This is a genomic window from Marinicella litoralis, assembly GCF_002591915.1.
Taxonomy (GTDB): Bacteria; Pseudomonadota; Gammaproteobacteria; order Xanthomonadales; family Marinicellaceae; genus Marinicella; species Marinicella litoralis.
This window is the reverse complement of the sequence record NZ_NIHB01000001.1, coordinates 635,989-654,485: the sequence shown is the minus strand read 5'-3', so window position 1 is coordinate 654,485 and position 18,497 is coordinate 635,989. Positions and strand designations below refer to the sequence as shown.

General features: G+C 45.6%; 15 protein-coding genes. 7 read left to right on the top strand and 8 right to left on the bottom strand.

The window, feature by feature from the left end; genetic code table 11:
* Positions 1 to 154: 154 nt before the first annotated feature.
* Together CCS90_RS02895 and CCS90_RS02890 are read left to right on the top strand one after the other, a co-directional pair.
* Positions 155 to 1,501 carry an alkaline phosphatase D family protein gene (locus CCS90_RS02895; protein WP_099017996.1) on the top strand — a complete coding sequence of 449 codons (1,347 nt, stop codon included), beginning with the start codon at positions 155 to 157 and terminating at the stop codon, positions 1,499 to 1,501.
* Entirely contained in the window at positions 1,488 to 3,023 is a 1,536-nt protein-coding gene (locus CCS90_RS02890; protein WP_099017995.1) for a sensor histidine kinase, read from the top strand. Before CCS90_RS02895 ends, CCS90_RS02890 begins: the two co-directional genes overlap by 14 nt.
* Before the next feature lie 17 nt (positions 3,024 to 3,040).
* Here the strand turns inward: CCS90_RS02890 and CCS90_RS02885 are convergent, their stop codons facing one another.
* From CCS90_RS02885 to CCS90_RS02870, 4 genes are all read right to left on the bottom strand, one after another.
* Positions 3,041 to 4,879 (bottom strand): FG-GAP repeat protein, encoded by a 1,839-nt coding sequence (locus CCS90_RS02885; protein ID WP_099017994.1) that lies wholly within the window; start codon positions 4,877 to 4,879, stop codon positions 3,041 to 3,043.
* Positions 4,880 to 5,146: 267 nt separating this feature from the next.
* Positions 5,147 to 6,577 (bottom strand): NAD(P)(+) transhydrogenase (Re/Si-specific) subunit beta, encoded by a 1,431-nt coding sequence (locus CCS90_RS02880; protein WP_211336948.1) that lies wholly within the window; start codon positions 6,575 to 6,577, stop codon positions 5,147 to 5,149.
* Positions 6,577 to 6,894: an NAD(P) transhydrogenase subunit alpha part 2 gene (locus CCS90_RS02875; RefSeq protein WP_099017992.1), complete on the bottom strand. Its 318-nt coding sequence runs from the start codon at positions 6,892 to 6,894 to the stop codon at positions 6,577 to 6,579. Before CCS90_RS02875 ends, CCS90_RS02880 begins: the two co-directional genes overlap by 1 nt.
* A complete protein-coding gene (locus tag CCS90_RS02870; RefSeq protein WP_099017991.1) occupies positions 6,891 to 8,030 on the bottom strand; it encodes a Re/Si-specific NAD(P)(+) transhydrogenase subunit alpha in 1,140 nt (379 codons plus the stop codon). Before CCS90_RS02870 ends, CCS90_RS02875 begins: the two co-directional genes overlap by 4 nt.
* A 166-nt stretch (positions 8,031 to 8,196) precedes the next feature.
* On the opposite strand from CCS90_RS02870, the gene CCS90_RS02865 reads away from it, so the two are divergent.
* Genes CCS90_RS02865 through CCS90_RS02855 form a run of 3 tightly spaced genes read left to right on the top strand, consistent with a single transcriptional unit; the run spans position 8,197 to position 12,931 of the window.
* Positions 8,197 to 9,309 (top strand): efflux RND transporter periplasmic adaptor subunit, encoded by a 1,113-nt coding sequence (locus CCS90_RS02865; protein WP_099017990.1) that lies wholly within the window; start codon positions 8,197 to 8,199, stop codon positions 9,307 to 9,309.
* A 3-nt stretch (positions 9,310 to 9,312) separates the two neighbouring features.
* Entirely contained in the window at positions 9,313 to 12,414 is a 3,102-nt protein-coding gene (locus CCS90_RS02860) for an efflux RND transporter permease subunit (protein ID WP_099017989.1), read from the top strand.
* A gap of 40 nt (positions 12,415 to 12,454) precedes the next feature.
* Entirely contained in the window at positions 12,455 to 12,931 is a 477-nt protein-coding gene (locus CCS90_RS02855) for a nucleoside deaminase (RefSeq protein WP_099017988.1), read from the top strand.
* 19 nt (positions 12,932 to 12,950) lie between these two features.
* Here CCS90_RS02855 and CCS90_RS02850 read toward each other — a convergent pair whose 3' ends face one another.
* Both CCS90_RS02850 and CCS90_RS02845 read right to left on the bottom strand, forming a co-directional pair.
* A complete protein-coding gene (locus CCS90_RS02850) occupies positions 12,951 to 13,427 on the bottom strand; it encodes a DUF1203 domain-containing protein (protein WP_099017987.1) in 477 nt (158 codons plus the stop codon).
* Positions 13,428 to 13,518: 91 nt separating this feature from the next.
* Positions 13,519 to 13,974, bottom strand: a complete 456-nt coding sequence (locus tag CCS90_RS02845; RefSeq protein WP_099017986.1) for a GFA family protein — start codon at positions 13,972 to 13,974, stop codon at positions 13,519 to 13,521.
* 121 nt (positions 13,975 to 14,095) lie between these two features.
* On the opposite strand from CCS90_RS02845, the gene CCS90_RS02840 reads away from it, so the two are divergent.
* On the top strand, positions 14,096 to 14,674 hold the full coding sequence (locus CCS90_RS02840; RefSeq protein ID WP_211336950.1) for a nitroreductase family protein: 579 nt from the start codon (positions 14,096 to 14,098) through the stop codon (positions 14,672 to 14,674).
* Entirely contained in the window at positions 14,671 to 15,702 is a 1,032-nt protein-coding gene (tsaD, locus tag CCS90_RS02835) for a tRNA (adenosine(37)-N6)-threonylcarbamoyltransferase complex transferase subunit TsaD (protein ID WP_099017985.1), read from the top strand. Before CCS90_RS02840 ends, tsaD begins: the two co-directional genes overlap by 4 nt.
* 44 nt (positions 15,703 to 15,746) lie before the next feature.
* Here tsaD and CCS90_RS02830 read toward each other — a convergent pair whose 3' ends face one another.
* Positions 15,747 to 16,502 (bottom strand): 3-hydroxybutyrate dehydrogenase, encoded by a 756-nt coding sequence (locus CCS90_RS02830; protein WP_442757005.1) that lies wholly within the window; start codon positions 16,500 to 16,502, stop codon positions 15,747 to 15,749.
* Between the two features lie 5 nt (positions 16,503 to 16,507).
* Positions 16,508 to 18,460 carry a 3-hydroxybutyrate oligomer hydrolase family protein gene (locus CCS90_RS02825; RefSeq protein ID WP_099017983.1) on the bottom strand — a complete coding sequence of 651 codons (1,953 nt, stop codon included), beginning with the start codon at positions 18,458 to 18,460 and terminating at the stop codon, positions 16,508 to 16,510.
* Positions 18,461 to 18,497: the final 37 nt, after the last annotated feature.

Sequence of the window (18,497 nt, the reverse complement as noted above, 5' to 3'; positions counted from 1 at the left end):
CGCAACCATCAAACAGACACATAAAACGAACGTTTGATAAAATTGGCGCTTTTTAAAAGCCTCTCTGAAAAAATCCACTTCGTATTTTCTCACATGAAGGCCAATGGTAAAAGCCTTTTGTGAAGATTCCGTTAAAAACAGTAACATATAAACCATGAAAACACTCATTATATTATCTATATTGCTCTTTACCCTTGACAGCCAAAGCAAACAATTGTCAGCGGGTCCTTTACTTGGTCATGTGGCATTGCGGGGTGCCAATATTTGGGTGCAATCTCCAGAAAATGGTCAGGTATCAATTACTTACTGGGAATCGGACAAACCCAAGAACAAACAATCTTTGTCAGCCAAAGTGGATACAGACTATGGCAACACCCACACCTTTAAGCTGTCTGGTTTAGAGCCCGCCACGCGTTACAATTATTTTTTCAAAATCAACAACAAAAAGTCAAAACCATTGACCACTTATTCTTTCACCACCCAAACCCTGTGGCAATGGCGAACCGATCCACCTGATTTCTCGGTTTTGGCAGGCTCATGTAACTTTGAAAATGAAACCATTTATGACCGTCCCGGTAAACCGTATGGCAGTGAGCATGAAATTTTTGACCAAATGGCCACTGAAGATGCTGAAGTGATGATTTGGATCGGCGACAACTGGTATTACCGTGAAGTCGACTTTGCTGCCGAACAAAACTTAATCCACCGAGTGGTGCGCGACCGCCAACAACCCCATTTACAAGCCGTCTTTAATAAGTTTGCCAATTACGCCACTTGGGATGACCATGACTTTGGCCCCAACAATTCAGGTTCAGAGTTTCCCTTCAAACAAAAAACCTTGAACATATTCAAAAAGTTTTGGGCCAACCCCAGCTATGGGATGCCAGAACAAGAGGGCGTGTTCACCAAAGTCAGTTACAATGATGTAGACTTTTTCTTGATGGACAACCGCTACAACAAGTCGCACGAAAATGCCATTGATGGGCCAGATAAAATCTTTTATGGCAAAGCGCAACTTGATTGGTTGAAAAACAGTTTATTGGCATCTTACGCCCCCTTCAAATTCATTGTTGGTGGCGGACAAATGCTCAACAATTACCACGCTTATGAGGGCTGGGATAAATACCGCCATGAAAGAGACCCATTCATTCAGTGGTTGGATGACAATAAAATCACTGGCGTCATTTTTCTCAGTGGTGACAAACACCACACAGAAATGTTGAAAGCCGAAAGACCTGGCGCCTACCCTTTGTATGAAATGACCTGCTCTCCCTTTACGGCTGGAACGCACTCCAGCAAATCTGGCGGCGATTTTGATAACCCCAGATTGGTCAAAGGCTCTCTGGTCAACCAACACAACTACTGTAAAATGTCATTTACCGGCCCTCGCACCGACCGGCGATTAAATATTCAAGTGAAAGGCAAAGATGGCCAACAGTATTGGACCAAACAAATCAAAAGCAGTGTGCTGAGTTACGCTCAAGTCAATGATAAGGAATGACACCCAAGAACTGCTTTTTCAACTAGAGAGAAAGAACCTCAGGTACCTGAATTTATTCAGGCTGTTTATCAGCTTGTTCTTTCTCATGCTGATCAACAATGACCTGATCAGTAAATTTTTTGATTCCACCAATTACCACTATATGGTTGAAAATGTGGTGATCATTTATGCGGCGATATCCGTCCTTATCATGATCATCACCTATGTTTCAAAACAGAACAATGCCATTTTACTGAGTAAAGTCATCCTGTTCCTTGACTTGTTTGTTTTGATATATTTGGCTTTCGCCATCAATGGGTTTCAACAAGGCTTGGCCATTTTACCGGTGTTGGCCATTGGTTCAGCCGCCATCTTGTATCGCAAAGCCATCTATATCTTATTGGCACCATTAACAGCCGCGATCTTGTTGTGGTACTTGCCTGAAATTGTTAATTTCAGCCGCCAAGAAGAAGTTTCTGATTCAAACAAACTGCTGCATGCCCTGGGTTATTTTGTCATCGCCTTGGTGGGTATCAGACAATCCATTTCATACACCAGCACCTTACAAATGTACAAAAGCCAAAGACAAACCATCAGCGGCTTAGAGGACATGAATCAAATCATCATTGAAAAATTAACCAATGGTGTGATTATTTATCAACAAGACCATGTGATCCTACATGCCAATGAATCGGCTAAAAAATTATTGGGCGTGGAAGACATTATTTTCTTCCCCGAAGACATCTTAAAATACATCGAGAGCAACAAGGATGGCATGGTGTATCACGCACCCAATGGCATGGATTTGTACCTGCGCAAAGCCAGCGTCAGTGAAGAAAAGAATTTTGGCGTTTTGTTCATTGAAGATTCCAGTTTTTTAAAAAAGGCCGCTCAACAATTGAACCTGGCCTCTCTGGGCAAATTATCCAGCTCAATTGCGCATGAAATCAGAAACCCACTGGCCGCCATCAGTACAGCCGCTGAATTGTTGACTGAATCACCAGACTTACAAGACCAAGACAAACAAATCAGTGAAATCATAGTCAATCAAACCCGCAGAGCCAATCACATCATTGAAGACATCTTACAAATGTCTAGACGCAAAACAGCCAAACCACAAGAGCTGCTGTTGTTCAACCAACTGTCTGAGGTCAAACAACAATTGATTCAAGAAGTCAATGTCGAAGCAAAAAACATCCAAATCGTCGCCCCCAAAGAGGCCACCATTCAATTTGATCCTGACCACTTCAAGCAGGTTATTTGGAACTTAGCTTCTAATGCCATCAAACATGGTGAAAACAAGGAATTACAAATCATCGTACGCGGGCAAGTGATTGACTTCAAGAACAAAGGAACTGCCTTTGATGGCAAGAAAACCAAAAACTTATTCGAGCCTTTTTTCACCACCCACAACCGAGGCACAGGTTTGGGTTTGCATATTTGTCGCCAACTCTGTCATGACAACCATGCAGAATTGAATTATTACCACATCAATGGTTTCCATGTATTCAGGTTGGAATACAATTTAATGAAAGTAGTGTAAGCGCCATACAGACACGATTATTCAAATCCACCACGATAAATCAAATCACCACCAACTGCGCAATCAATCCTGACATCAGTCACATCACCACCTTGTATCACGCCTTGACCTTGGGTGACTACACAGGGTTGGATGGGATCGACTGGCGGGTTGTTGATGGTGACCTCGTAAGTCTGTTGGTCATCCACGGGTATTGCAAACACGAAGGAGCCATCTTGATTGATGGTTAGTGGGTCTGATCCATTGTTGTGTAACACCATTGGGTTGTCATCGAAAAGACCATCAACCATGCCAGCAACAAAATATGGCGTGGTCACACAAACCACAGTGATTCCACTGATACCATACTGGCTCACCACCCCAACACCTTGATTAACGACACAGCTTTGGTTGGGCGAAGTGGGCTGCACCGCCACAGTCACATCATACCCCGTTCCTTCAAACAAAGCCGTTGGAAAGACCACCAGACCATTTTCATCAACCTGCAGATCGTCAGCTGCATTGTTTTGTAACACCACAGAATTACCGGGGGCCAAGCCAGTCAATTGCAAAGCCAGTGGAAAAGGCACATCAAATACATATGCGGAACCCGAATCACTGCCTTGATCACCATCCCTGTGAGCACCAATAATGACTTGACCTCCTAAGACACTCAGCGACACCCCAAATTCATCTCTGGATGCATTATCGGCAGCAGTCAATTGCTCAGAATTGAGCCAAGTGTTACCGATTAAATCAAACACATAGGCCGAACCTGAATTGAAGCCATTGTAGGCTTCGCGACTGGCGCCCACCAAGGCCCGGTTACCCAACAAACCAACCGAAATACCAAACTGTCCACCTGAACCATTGGCATCACCAGTCAAGTGTTGTGTCAGGTTCCAATCATTGCCATCAAAATCAAACAAATACGCCGAACCCGTAACGCCAGCACCGCCCGTCTCTTGATGGGCTCCAATCAATGCTCGATCCCCAGACAAGCTGACTGAAAAACCAAAATAGCCGTCTGATTCAGGGTTCGGTGAAAGCAGCTTTTGACTTTCAAGCCAACTGCTGCTGGAGGCATCGAAATCAAACACATATGCTGCACCAACCGGTTCGGCATTGACATCATGGTAAAAAGCCCCAACCAACAGTCGGTCTCCAGACAAACTCACCGATTGACCAAACTGATCGAGTGTATCACCATCACTGGCCAACAACTTTTGACCTTCCTGCCATGTGTCAGCCACATAATTAAACTCATATACAGCACCCGCATTGGAGCCCAACTGATTTTCATGGTTGGCCGCAATCATGGCACGGTTGTTTTGTATGCTGATGGAAAAACCGAACCAATGACCGTTGCTGCCATCTGAAGCCAACAGTTTTTGAGTTTGTACCCAATTGTTGGCATTATGATCAAAACCAAATACATACACTGAACCCGAGTCACCGTTGTTGTCATCGTCGCGAATGGCACTGACCATGATTTGTTCACCTGAAATACTGACTGCGTAACCAAATTGATCATTGCTGGCCCCATCATCAGCTGTAAGTTTTTGTTTGAACACCCAAAAACTGCCATCAAATTCATAGACATAAGCAGCACCAGCATCATTCGCCACAGCATCATGACGAATTGAACCAACCACAGCCCAGTTTCCAGATAGGCTTACAGCAGCCCCAAAATAATCAGTCGCCATGCCATCATCTGCCAACAACTTGGCCTGCTCAATTGACCCTAACTGGTTCAACCATTGATTGTGGTTAAACTGATTGGGAGTGACATTGGATGTACTGGCATCAACAGCCACAGACAGGAACAAACAACATAATATGAAAGGATGGATGCGTATAAAGACAGTTTTTTTCATTGGGTTTTCCGGTTATTTATTAGGTATAACCAGTTAAAACCAAAATCACGCCATTTATTTTAACCAATGGCTGAATCGCAACTGTGGGATTCACTGCTGACATCTGATCAGCACCCAGCAAAGTAATCTACATAATAAAACCGCTATGGATTGAGTCAAGCCAGACTGAGGAATTTAAGGCAATCAATCACCTGAATTGATTTCTCAGAGAAGGTCTGAAGCGCGAATCAGCCCAGTGAACTCACTGGGCTGTTTATTACTGTGCCATTAAAGCGCCTTCAAACCCTGAATCAACTGCGCAATCGCATCCTGCGCATCACCATAGAGCATCTTGTTGTTGTCGGCGAAGAACAAGGCATTTTGGATGCCGGCGAAACCGGTGCCTTTACCGCGTTTAATCACAATGGAATTTTTGGCTTCATCGACATTCAGAATGGGCATGCCGTATATCGGACTTTGCGGATCGGTTTTGGCCACCGGATTGACCACATCATTGGCACCAATCACCAAGGCCACATCAGCTTGCTTGAACTGTGAATTGATGTCTTCCATGTCCTCAATCAGATCGTAGGGGACCCCTGCTTCTGCCAACAGCACATTCATGTGACCCGGCATACGACCGGCCACTGGATGAATGGCAAATTTCACATCGACCCCTTTGTCCATTAATATTTGTGTCATTTCCCATAACTTATGTTGTGCTTGAGCCACGGCCATGCCATAACCTGGAATCACAATAACACGGTCAGCGAAAGCCATTTGAATCGATGCGTCTTGCGCCTGAATCTCTTTCATCTCACCTTCAATGGCGGCACCACCAGAGCCTCCCATGGATCCAAATAACACCGAACCCAAAGATCGATTCATCGCTTTGGCCATGTGTTGGGTGAGCATGGTACCGGCTGCACCGACCAACATACCAGCGATGATCATCGCCTCGTTTTGTAACACAAAACCTTCGAATGAAACTGCCAAACCCGTGAATGCATTGTACAAAGAAATCACCACCGGCATATCCGCACCACCAATCGGTAATGTCATCAACAAACCGAGCAACAAAGACAAACCAAAGAAAATCCAAATGTAGTGAGGATTCAGGTCTTGGGTTAAATACAAGCCCAATACCAAGGTGCCTATGCCGACCAGACCATTGAAAATGTTTTGTCCAGGGAAGGTAAAACGTTTATCAATCCAGCCCTGTAGTTTTCCAAAGGCCACCAATGATCCGCTGAGTGATATGGCACCAATGTAAACACCAACAATGGCGAACACCATGCTGACACCAGACAAACAATCATGTGATGACGCCGTATCGACCAGGGTCCCTGCCGTACAAGCACCCATGTGGTCGACTGCATTGAACAAGGCCATGGCACCAATAAAGGCCGCTGAACCACCACCCATACCATTGTACAGAGCCACCATTTGTGGCATGTCTGTCATGGCCACTTTTTTGCCACTGACCCAAGCCAGCACTGTGGATGACACCAAGGCGGCCAAAATCAACACCATGTTGTGCATGTCTGGTAATAAAAAGGTCGCTATGGTGGCGATCAACATACCCAAACCAGCCCAAACAATGCCGCCTCTGGCGGTGCCTGGCGCGCTCATGCGGCGCAGACCGGTGATAAATAAGATGGCAGCTAAAAAATACGAGCCTTTGATCACATAGGGGAGGTATTCATTGATAAATTCCATCATTGACCTCCTTGATTGTCTTGGCTGTCATCTTTTTTGACCCGCGGCTTAAACATTTCTAACATCCGCTCAGTCACCACATACCCGCCGGCGGCATTACCTGCGCCCAAGAACACTGCGATGAAACCAAACACTTTTTCCAAAGTGGTGTCGGCATGGCCCAAAGCAATCATCGCACCGACCAAAACAATGCCGTGAATAAAATTTGAACCAGACATCAATGGCGTGTGCAAAACCACCGGTACTTTTCTGATGATTTCAAACCCCAAAATCGCTGCAAGTGCGAATATATACAAAGCAATAAAACCGTCTATCATGATTTGTCTCCGCCTTCCTTAATTCCTGTTACTGCTGGATGTACCACGGCACCCTCTCTGGTGACTGCACAACCGGCTAAAATATCGTCTTCCCAATTAATCACAAACTCACCTTCATGGTTCATCAAATTCAGTAAATTCCAGACATTGCGTGAATACATCTCGCTGGCATGCAGTGGCACTGTGGCTGGTAAATTTTTCGGCCCAATCACTTTGACGTTGTTCACCAACTTGGTCACACCCAATTCTGTCGGCTCACAATTACCGCCACCTTCGGCGCCCAAATCAACAATCACACTGCCAGCCTTCATCGCATCAACCATCTCCGCGGTAATGATGCGTGGTGCGGGCCGACCTGGAACCGCTGCGGTTGTGATCAGCACGTCTACAGAAGTCAGGTGTTTGGCTAAATTTTGTTGCTGTGTGAGTTTTTCTTCATCAGTCAAAGCACGGGCATAGCCACCTTCGCCCACTGCCTCGACGCCCAAGTCCAAAAACTTGGCGCCCAATGATTTGATTTGTTCCACCGTTTCAGGCCTGACGTCATAACCGGTGACATTGGCACCCAAACGCCTGGCCGTGGCCATCGCTTGCAATCCGGCCACTCCAGCCCCAATCACCAAAACCGAAGCTGGGCGAATGGTGCCGGCAGCGGTGGTTAACATTGGGAAAAATCTGGGGGCTTCACTGGCGGCCAAAAGCACGGCTTTATAGCCTGCCACAGAAGCCTGAGATGACAACACATCCATTGCTTGTGCCCGAGAAGTTCGAGGTATCAATTCCATGGAAAATACCGTGATGTTTTTAGCCACGGCTTGATCAAATCGCTGTTGATTTTGGTACGGCGAAACCATACCAACAACCACCGAATCATTTTTAATTTCTTTCAAGTCTTCATCGGACAAGGCATCAACACCGACCAATACATCAGCGGCATTCAACACGTCGTTACGCTTTTTGGCCATTTGACACATTTCAGGATAGGCTTCATTGGGAAAGCCAGCTGATACACCCGCATCAGGTTCAAACAAAACTTGCCAACCCAGTTTAAGAATTTTCTCTGCCGTTTCTGGCACCATGGCCACACGCGACTCACCTTCATTACGCTCTTTTACAAAGCCCACCGTTATCGTCATATTGTCCCACTATTTTTTGATCGAACATCAGTATAGCAAAATGCTTTTTTTTTTGCTGTTCATTTTTTTTGCACAATGTGATGTTATAAATCCATTCAATTATTCCTTCACAAGCTGTCGACATATGTAAAAATACAATGTGACGACCTTTGATTTAGATTAAGCCATGAATCCCATACAATTTAAAACCCACCCATTCATTGTCATCACAGCATTATGGCTAGTGACTTGCTTTGCCAAAGCACAAGACAACACCGTCACACCCGTGATAACAGCCACTGCAGTCAACCAAGAGTTTTATGATGTGGTTGAAGCGCTGGGCACCCTGAAAGCCAACAACAGCGTGACCATAACATCTACCGTAACTGAGTTAGTCACTGAGGTGCATTTCAGTGATGGCGAACGGGTTAAGCGAGGCGATTTGCTGGTCACCATGGATACTTCCGACGAACAAGCCTTGTTACAAGAAGAACAAGCCAGGGTGGGTGAAGCCCGAAGACTGGTAAAAAGATTGAAACCATTGGCAGCTCAAAACGCGACATCAAAAAGTGCCTTGGACGCACAAAACAGCATTGTCAGTGTAGCTGAAGCGCGAATCAGAGGCATCAAATCACAAATCGACAAACGTCTGATCAAAGCGCCTTTTGATGGGGTATTGGGTTTACTCGACATCAGTGTAGGCACTTTGGCACAACCCGGTATTGAGCTGGCCACATTAGACGATGATGTCACCATGAAGATGGATTTTTCGGTTCCTGAAAGGCATTTATCATACCTCAGCAAAGGCTTAAAAATTGAGGCCCAAACCTTGGCATTTCCTGACCAGAAATTCAGTGGCGTAATTGCCAGCATCAACAGTCGCATCAATCCAGTGACACGCTCTGTGGTGGTTCGAGCCATTATTGAAAACCCCAATCAATTGCTTAAACCAGGTATCTTGATGCGCATACAGCTGGCCACCCAACCCAGGACCAGTTTACTGATTCCTGAAGAAGCCATCACAGCATCAACCAATGAACAAAAAGTATTTAAAATAGTGAATGATAACCAGCACAGCACAGTGGCAGAAACCCAGGTCACCATTGGTACTCGATACGGTGGCAAGCTTGAAATCCACTCAGGCTTAGATGCAGGTGATCAAGTGGTGATTCACGGTACTTTAAAAATCAAAGATGGTGATCCAGTAGAAGTGGTGGCTGATAAAAAAAACAAGGAAACCTTGGTAGAACTGTTGGCTGAAAAAAAGACCTCACAAAGCGCTACAGAAGAAGGGATTTAAACCATGTTAATTTCTGACATTTCGGTCAAAAGACCGGTTTTTGCTTCGGTCATCTCATTGTTATTGATTGCTTTTGGTTTGGTGGCGTTTGATCGTTTGTCTCTGCGTGAATACCCAGACATTGATCCACCGGTGGTCACTGTTGAAGTCAATTACCCAGGGGCGCCTGCCAATGTGGTAGAAACCCGTGTGACCGAAATTGTTGAAGATCGCATCTCAGGCATTGAAGGCATTGAATTCATCGAATCAAATTCCAGCGATGGTGAATCCAATGTAACCATCGAATTTTCCATCAGTCGTGACATTGACTCAGCGGCCAACGATGTGCGAGATCGCATCGCAGGCATACAAGACAACCTGCCCGAAGAAGCCGAACCACCCGAAGTACAGAAAGTGGACAGTTCAAATGATGTGGTGATTTGGCAAAACCTGGCCAGCAGCAAACTGTCCGTCCCTGAAATCACCGATTTTGCACAACGTTATTTGGTTGACCAATACTCAACCCTTGATGGCGTGGCCCGTGTGCGGGTCGGCGGTGGCTTACGCTACGCCATGCGCATTTGGGTTGATCGCATGTCTTTGGCTGCTCGGAACCTCAGTGTTGCAGACATCGAACAGGCCTTGCGGGCCGAAAACATTGAATTGCCGGCAGGTCGTTTGGAGTCTGAACAAAGATTATTCAAAGCCCGAGTCACTCGTAACTTCAACCAACCTGAGGATTTTGCAAAACTGGTCTTAGCCAAAGGAGAAAACGGTTACTTGGTCCGTTTAGGTGATGTGGCCAGGGTTGAATTAGGCTTGGAAGAAGACCGCACCATTTTTCGTGGTAACGGCATTCCGATGGTCGGTATCGGTGTCATCAAACAATCGAATGCCAACACCATTGATGTGGCCAGATCGGTCAAAGCCTTGACGGCTAAACTTAACCAAGACTTACCCGATGGCATGACCATTGAACAAAGTTACGATGCCTCAATATTTATTGAAGCAGCCATCAAGGAAGTCTATTTCACCTTGTTTGTGGCCATTGGTTTTGTGGTGTTGGTGATCTTTTTATTCTTGGGTAATTTACGTGCCATGATGATTCCAGCGGTTACCGTCCCTGTCTCTATCATTGCAACATTTATAGTGATCAATGCGTTGGGCTTTTCCATCAATTTACTGACTTTACTGGCCTTGGTCCTGGCCATTGGATTGGTGGTGGATGATGCCATTGTGGTACTGGAAAACATCGTAAGGCGCATGCAAGAAAAAGGCGAAACACCCTTGGTGGCTGCATACCGCGGCTCAAGACAAGTGGGTTTTGCAGTGATTGCTACCACCTTGGTACTGGTGGCAGTCTTTGTCCCCATCACTTTTTTGGATGGTGACATTGGTCGTCTGTTCACTGAGTTTTCATTGACCATTGCTGCCGCTGTTACTTTCTCATCCATCGTGGCATTGACCTTATCACCGATGTTGGCTTCAAAATTATTGAAATCCAAAACCAACAAAGGTCGCATCCTCCAAGCCACCAATCGAGTGATCAATGGCACGCGTAAAAAATACATCAGCATCCTGGTTAAATCTATGCGCAAACCCATCTATATGTTTTTGGTTTTCGCGGTTTTATTGGCTGGCACAGTATTTATTTACCCCAAAATAGCTCAAGAATTTTCACCCAAAGAAGACCGTGGTGCCTTTTTTGTGCGAGTAGACGGCCCTGAAGGCGCAACTTTTCAATACATGGAAGAGTACATGACTGAAATTGAATCACGCCTGATGAAATATGTAGACAGTGGTGAGTTCGACCGTTTATTGGTTCGCTCACCAAGATCATTCGGTGGCATCGAGTCATTCAACAGTGGCATCATCATTGCAAAAATGGACACTTGGGGTGAACGTCGCTCGGCTTTCACCGTGATGGACGAAATCCGTAAAGATTTGTCTGCATTACCTGGTGTCAGAACATTTCCGTTGATGCGTCAAGGTCTGGGGGGCGGGACTGGCAAGCCAATTCAATTTGTATTGGGTGGAGACAGTTACGAGGAACTGAGTGAATGGCGTGATATTTTATTTGCAAAAATCAACGCCTATAATCCTGGTTTAATTGGGCTGGACAGCGGGTATAAGGAAACCCGGCCGCAGATTGACTTCAACATTGATTATGATGCTGCTGCTGATTTAGGTGTGCGGGTGAATGAAATTGGCAGGACCTTACAAACCATGCTTTCAGGTCGAAACGTCACCACCTATATAGACAATGGCGAAGAGTACGATGTCATTTTAGAAGGCGAACGCAGCCAACAAAAATCCTTCAGTGACATTGAAAATATTTATGTCAGGTCACAACGTTCAGGCGAGTTGTTGCCTTTGTCCAATATGATCAGCATCAAAGAATACGGCGCGGCGGATAGCCTGGCACGTTACAACCGAGTCAGGTCCATCACTTTAGAAGCCAACTTAGCCGAAGGGTATAGTTTAGGCCAAGCCTTGAGTTATTTAGATCGCATGGTTGATGAACATTTGCCTGACCATGCCATCACTGATTATAAAGGCCAAAGCCGAGACTTTATGGAATCAGGTTCGTCCGTTATTTTTGTTTTTGTACTGGGTCTCATTGTGGTGTTCTTGGTGTTGGCCGCACAATTTGAAAGCTATGTACACCCCTTTGTGATTATGCTGACAGTGCCGTTGGCGATGGGCGGCGGTTTATTGGGGCTGTTGTTATTGGGTGGTTCCATCAACATATATTCACAAATTGGGTTGATTATTTTGATTGGTCTGGCCACCAAGAATGGTATTTTGATTGTCGAATTTGCCAATCAATTGCGGGACATGAATTACAATTTCAATCGTGCCACCTTAACCGCCTCAAAAGTCAGATTCAGACCGATAGTGATGACCGGTTTAACCACCATTGCCGGCTCCTTGCCATTGATATTGGCTACTGGAGCTGGAGCGGAAACCCGCATTGTGATTGGCACAGTGATCTTGTTTGGAGTGGTGGCTGCTACAGTGTTTACTTTGTTTATTCTACCTGTGGCCTATAGTTTATTGGCGCGCAACACCAGCTCCCCAGAAACGGTGGCTAAAAAGCTGGCAGCTGAATCAAATCAAACATAAAAGCATTGCAATAAATTAGATACAATTTATCATAGACTCTATGGAAAATAGACACGTAGAATTTATGCAACGCGCCATTGAACTGGCCCGTGCTGGGATGGACAGCGGTGCTGGCGGCCCGTTTGGGGCCGTGGTGGTCCGAGACAATCAAATCATTGCCGAAGGCTGGAACAAGGTCACCTCGACCAATGATCCGACTGCACACGCAGAGGTAACCGCAATCAGAGCCGCCTGTGAAAAACTGGGCACCTTTCAATTGGATGATTGTGTGATTTACACCTCATGCGAACCCTGCCCCATGTGCTTGGGTGCCATCTATTGGGCACGACCGAAAAAAGTTTATTATGGCTGTAACAAACAAGATGCTGCCGACATCGCTTTTGATGACCAATTTATCTACGACGAAATCGAAACACCCATCAATCAAAGAAAAATACCCTTCCAACAAGTGGCACAAAAAGACGCCCTTGAAGTGTTCAAAGCCTGGGCAAATAAGCTTGATAAAACTGAGTATTGAATGCAATTCAACCCCTATTTCAAGCACGCACAACAGCACAATGAAAACAGCCAGGTCCGGCATTGTGAAGGTGAATATATTCAATCTTTGGCTGTTGCAACATCTCAACCATGGCTGCTTCCAAAGCCTCACCTGCCACCACAGCCGCAGCAATCATCATGCCAGCACGGTCATAAGCCCTCATTGACAGGTTTCGATGGCGCAACATATCTGGTATTTGGTTGATGGCTGGATTTGCAGTCACGGCAAGTTCTCTGACAAAAACAGGGCCTGCAGCCCGATAAGGTGATGACACATCGTGGTGATTGTACGGGAACAACAAAACCCTTTCGCCGATTTTGGCATCTTGCAATGAAACCCTACATGGGTATCCAGGGTCAGCATCTGCAGTGACCCATCTTGCGTTATGACGCTGCAGTTCTGATTCATTCATTTTAAAATAAGGATCTAGCAGTGCTGCATCCAATGCTTTGATTTGGAATGAAGTATTTTGCATGGTTTGATTCACTTAAAAAACCATCATGATAATATTTATTGATTCTGAAGCTGGACAAAATCGGAAGCTAAGCTTGAATTAGATCGAGCTGCTAACTGCGCTTGGGAAACCACAAGTATTTAAAAAACGCCCATTGACTCGGGATAAATCCTTGGTGTTTGGGTATATCATCTTGGGCGTCGGCCAGACGCTTGTCATAAAACATGTGCGCCTTGGGTTCTGGTATTTCAGCTGATCTGTCCACCATACCAACTGGCACCAGCACCAATTTAGGCATCAACGGCATATTAAATACTTCGATGGCGGCTTGGCCACATTGAACACATTTTCCCCGTTGTACATTCGGCGGTCGTTTGAAGGTACTGAAGCTAACCACACCATCAGCTGGCATGGTTACTTGAGACATTTTATACACCAAAATATCAGCACGTGGCGCCGCGTTGAATTTTTGACAAATGGTACAGTGGCACAACATCCTGAATTGCGGCTGACCAAGCACATTAAATGCAGTCTGCTCACAAGCACATTTGAAATGATAGTTATTCATCAATTGCAGTTTAACCCAGCTAAATTAATTCTCATACATAATCTTTTTGTGAGATGGTTTAGTGGACTGCAACTATCCTTTATAATAAGCCAGATAAAAACTTTAAATAAGAAGTAATCAGATGAACCCACAAAACAAATCAGTCACACAATTCATGCTCAACCGCCGTTCAGTGTTAATCAAAAACATGGTGGAACCTGGTCCCAATGCACAGGAACTAGAAACCATTTTGACCATAGCGACCCGCGTGCCTGATCACCGCAAATTAGAACCTTGGCGCCTGCTGGTGTTACAAGGCGATGCACGGCGTGCCTTTGGTGAAAAGTTGGCTGAAGTCAAAGCGCAAAAAGAAGCCGTCATGGGCATTCAAGTGGAAATCGAAAAAGATTGTTTCATGCGAGCCCCGCTGGTGATTGTGGTGGTGGCTTCACCGATTGAACACAAAACCCCTGAAGTTGAACAAATACTGTCCGCCGGAGCGGTGTGTCAAAACATCAACATCGCTGCTGGCTCTTTGGGCTATGCCAGCCAATGGGTGACTGGTTGGTCATGTTTGGATAAAAATGCGCAACAAGCCATGGGTCTGGGTGAAAAAGAGTTTGTTGCAGGCTACCTCTATATTGGAAGCTGTGCTGATGAACCCTTGGATCGACAACGACCTGATTTGGATGAGGTGGTTATGCATTGGAATGAACAATGAAAATCCTTGGAATTGAATCTTCCTGTGATGAGACGGGGATTGCCATTTATGACACTGAACATGGCTTGATTGCCGACCAGTTGTACAGTCAAATCGAACTTCATGCACAATATGGTGGCGTGGTGCCAGAACTCGCATCACGCGATCATGTCAGAAAAATAGTGCCATTGATTCAACAAGCCTGTCAAGAAGCCAATCTACAACTCAAAGATTTGGATGCCGTCGCTTATACCGCTGGTCCTGGCTTGGTGGGTGCATTATTGGTCGGTGCATGTGTTGGTAAATCATTGGCCTGGGCCTTGGATTTACCAGCCATCGAGGTTCATCACATGGAAGGCCATTTATTGGCGCCATTGTTGGAGACTGACAAACCTGAATTTCCTTTCTTGTGTTTGTTGGTTTCAGGCGGACACACCTTATTAGTCGATGTACAAAGTTTAGGCGATTATAAAATTCTGGGAGACACCTTGGATGATGCCGCTGGTGAAGCCTTTGATAAAACGGCTAAATTATTGGGCTTGCCCTATCCTGGTGGACGTTACATCGCCGAATTGGCGGCACAAGGTGATGCCACTCGCTTTAAGTTTCCACGACCAATGATGAATCGCCCTGGATTGGATTTCAGCTTTTCTGGCTTAAAAACCCACACCCGTGTGGCATGGGAAAAAGCACAAGATGATTGTAAAAACGAAGCCGAAACACAACAGCTGAAAGCCGACATTGCCGCTTGTTTTCAACTGGCTGTGGTTGATACCCTGACCAAAAAATGTTTGCGAGCCATCAAACAAACAGGTCACCAAGAATTGGTTATTTCTGGTGGTGTCAGCGCCAACATTGCTTTGCGTGAAACTTTGGCTGTCATGGGTCAAAAACATCGCTTCAAATCTTATTTTCCATCTATGAAATACTGTTCAGACAACGGCGCCATGATTGCCTTCGCTGGAGCCATGCGGTTCACCCACAAAGTCACCGCACAAAATGCATTGATCAAAGCCTATCCAAGGTGGAGTCTTGAACAGCTCAGTTGATTCAACTGCTAGCTCATATAATCAAAACAACCTCTCAAGGTTATTTAGCGGGCCGTCCATCCACCATCTAAAGTAATGGCTTGAGCCGTGATGTTTTTCGCATAAGGGCCCATTAAAAAAGCCACAGTGCCAGCCAACTCACTGATTTCAATGAATTCTTTTTTCGGCATGCTCTTTAACATGATGTCATTGATTACGGTTGATTCAGGAATTTGGTGGGCCTCGGCTTGTTGCTTAATTTGGTCACGCACCATGTCCGTATCTACATAACCAGGGCACAGGGTGTTGATGGTGATATTGGCCGCAGCCACTTCAAGTGCCACGGTTTTAGCCAAACCCAGTAAACCATGCTTGGCAGCCACATAAGCACTTTTGTAGGCCGATGCCACCAAGGAGTGAACTGAACCAATATTGATGATCCGACCAAAATTATTGGCTTTCATGGCCGGCAAAACCGCTCGGGTGGTCATGGCAGGACCAACCAACATCACATTGATGAGTTGTTGCCACTTTTCAGGCGGGAATTCTTCCAGTGGCTTAACATATTGAATGCCAGCATTGTTAATCAACACATCAATCCTATTTTCATCTGCCATTTTTCTAAGTTGAGCCAAATCAGTGGCGTCACACACATCGAAAACCTGCGCTTCCACATGACATCCTTGCCGTTTCAAATCTTGCTGTGCTTGCTTGATGGCTGCTGCTGAACAGTCTGAAATGATGACCTCATGGTCCGGTGCCAAATGTTGCGCAATGCCTTTACCGATACCGCTGCTGGCCCCTGTGATGAATACTCGCATGGGTTTCATTCAATCTCCAATTGTTGTTGCTTCACTGTGATTCGATCCATTGCTTGCCGTTTAATGCGAGGAATGTTTGATTGGCTCAGGGCAGGCACTTGTCCTTCAATCACGCCCCTGGGTTCAGTCTTAATCAATTGACTCTCAGGCAATGCATAGGCTGAAAACAAATGCGCATGCATCAACTCCAGGGCTTGTTCAAAATATGGGTGCATTGGCACAAACTGCTGATTAAAACCTGGATAGGCCAAAAACGCATCGAAATGTTGCGCATTTTCAATCTCATAATATCGCATGCTTTGGTTGGCATCATGACTGCTTTGATTGCGATGATAATAAGCCCGACTGGCGTGGTTTATCGCGACCGTGCCGTCGGCTTGGCCGTGTAAGACAATGGTTGGCACTTGATTTTTTTCTGGCTGGGCTTTGATCGATTCTATCGCCGCTTGCATGTTGGCATCATCCAATAGTTGATAAAAACAAGATTGAGATTCAAGGCCAAAGCCAGTGGCCAATATCATCCGTGACTGAACTTCATTGTGTTGGTTGCTGTGTGCCAACTCCACTCCATTACTGGGCGCAATGCCGTTGGACAGGGCAAACATGCCAGTGATTTCAGCTGCTGACAATACCCGAGGCACGCCTTGTGTCGTGAATGCACTCATGGCTGATTGACACAAATTATCTAGCGCCGTTGTTTGTAAATAACTGTTGCTGTATGTGTGATTGATTGCTGCCCACATATTGGCCAAGGTATTCACTTGACTTAATTGCATGGCGGCTTGTTCGATTTTGAGCTGTTCAATCTTTTTCAATGCTTCATCAATTTGAGCTGCTAAATCTGTTGCTGCCAAATAACCCAACTGATTAAGCGCAGCACAACGAGATTTTTGTAACTCTTGAATCAATACAGTGTTGTGCTTAAATGGCGATCCATTCAACGATTCAGACAATGCCGCACAGGGTTCAAACAGACTCATATTCATCGACAATTCAATCAATGGTTTGGTTGTTATGCTGTTGATTCCCCTGCGATTTTTCAAATCATATTGATGCTGCAAATTTATTTGTGGCTCGGCGGCCACCACCGCATCAATCAATCCCAATACATCACTTTCTGCTGCTCGCAATACCGCAGCACCACCATTGGATACACTGGCAGCGATGACTTTTATTTCGTTTCTTGTCAGGCCTTTTTCTTGTTGTAACAAGTCCAGGCCAAATTGCGCGGCATCAAGCACAAAAGTCCCCCAATGCTGCTCTGGATGAAGCTGTGAATAAGGGTGTTTTTGCACCACATGCAGTTTACTGGCGGTTGCTAATTGAGTGTTTTCTAACAGCTTATCAGTGGCGGTGTCTCGATTTTCATCAATCAAACCGTCAATTTGATAAGTTCGGTTGTTATCCAATGCCACCTGCGTTCCTGTTCCTTTGTCAGTATAGACCACAGCACAGCCTTGGGTCAGCGCCCATGACCCACTGGTACCAACTGCACCGAGTACATTCCTTGAACCACTGGAAGGCGCAACCACTAAACAAGCTTGGTCAGCATTGAATGTGTCGGGTAGTTGAAAAACCACGGTATGGAAGACCCCTTCTGCAACACTTCTTTGGCCCCAATATTCATGGCCAGCGATGGGATTTTGATTTTCATCAAAGCCATACAAGGTACCGAAACCGCCTGTTGTGCTGAGGTCATTCAAAGCCTTAAACTGATGGTAATAACTGGCTTGACGCAAACTGGCAGCACTTGGCTGTTGCGGAATTTCCGGCGCTGTTGAGCGCAAACCAGCAAGGCCCAGTCCTGCCGTTAGTAAATCGTCTTCAACCCCATCGTAATAGATTTTTTTAAGCACCTCTGGCGGTGTGTTTTGCAATGCCTTATGTGCTGTGCGATTGCCACATGAGAGCAACAGCATACAACAAGCAACCGGAATCAATTTCAATACATTTTGCATAAACTAGCTCTGTAAAAAGAAGCACACCACAACCCAT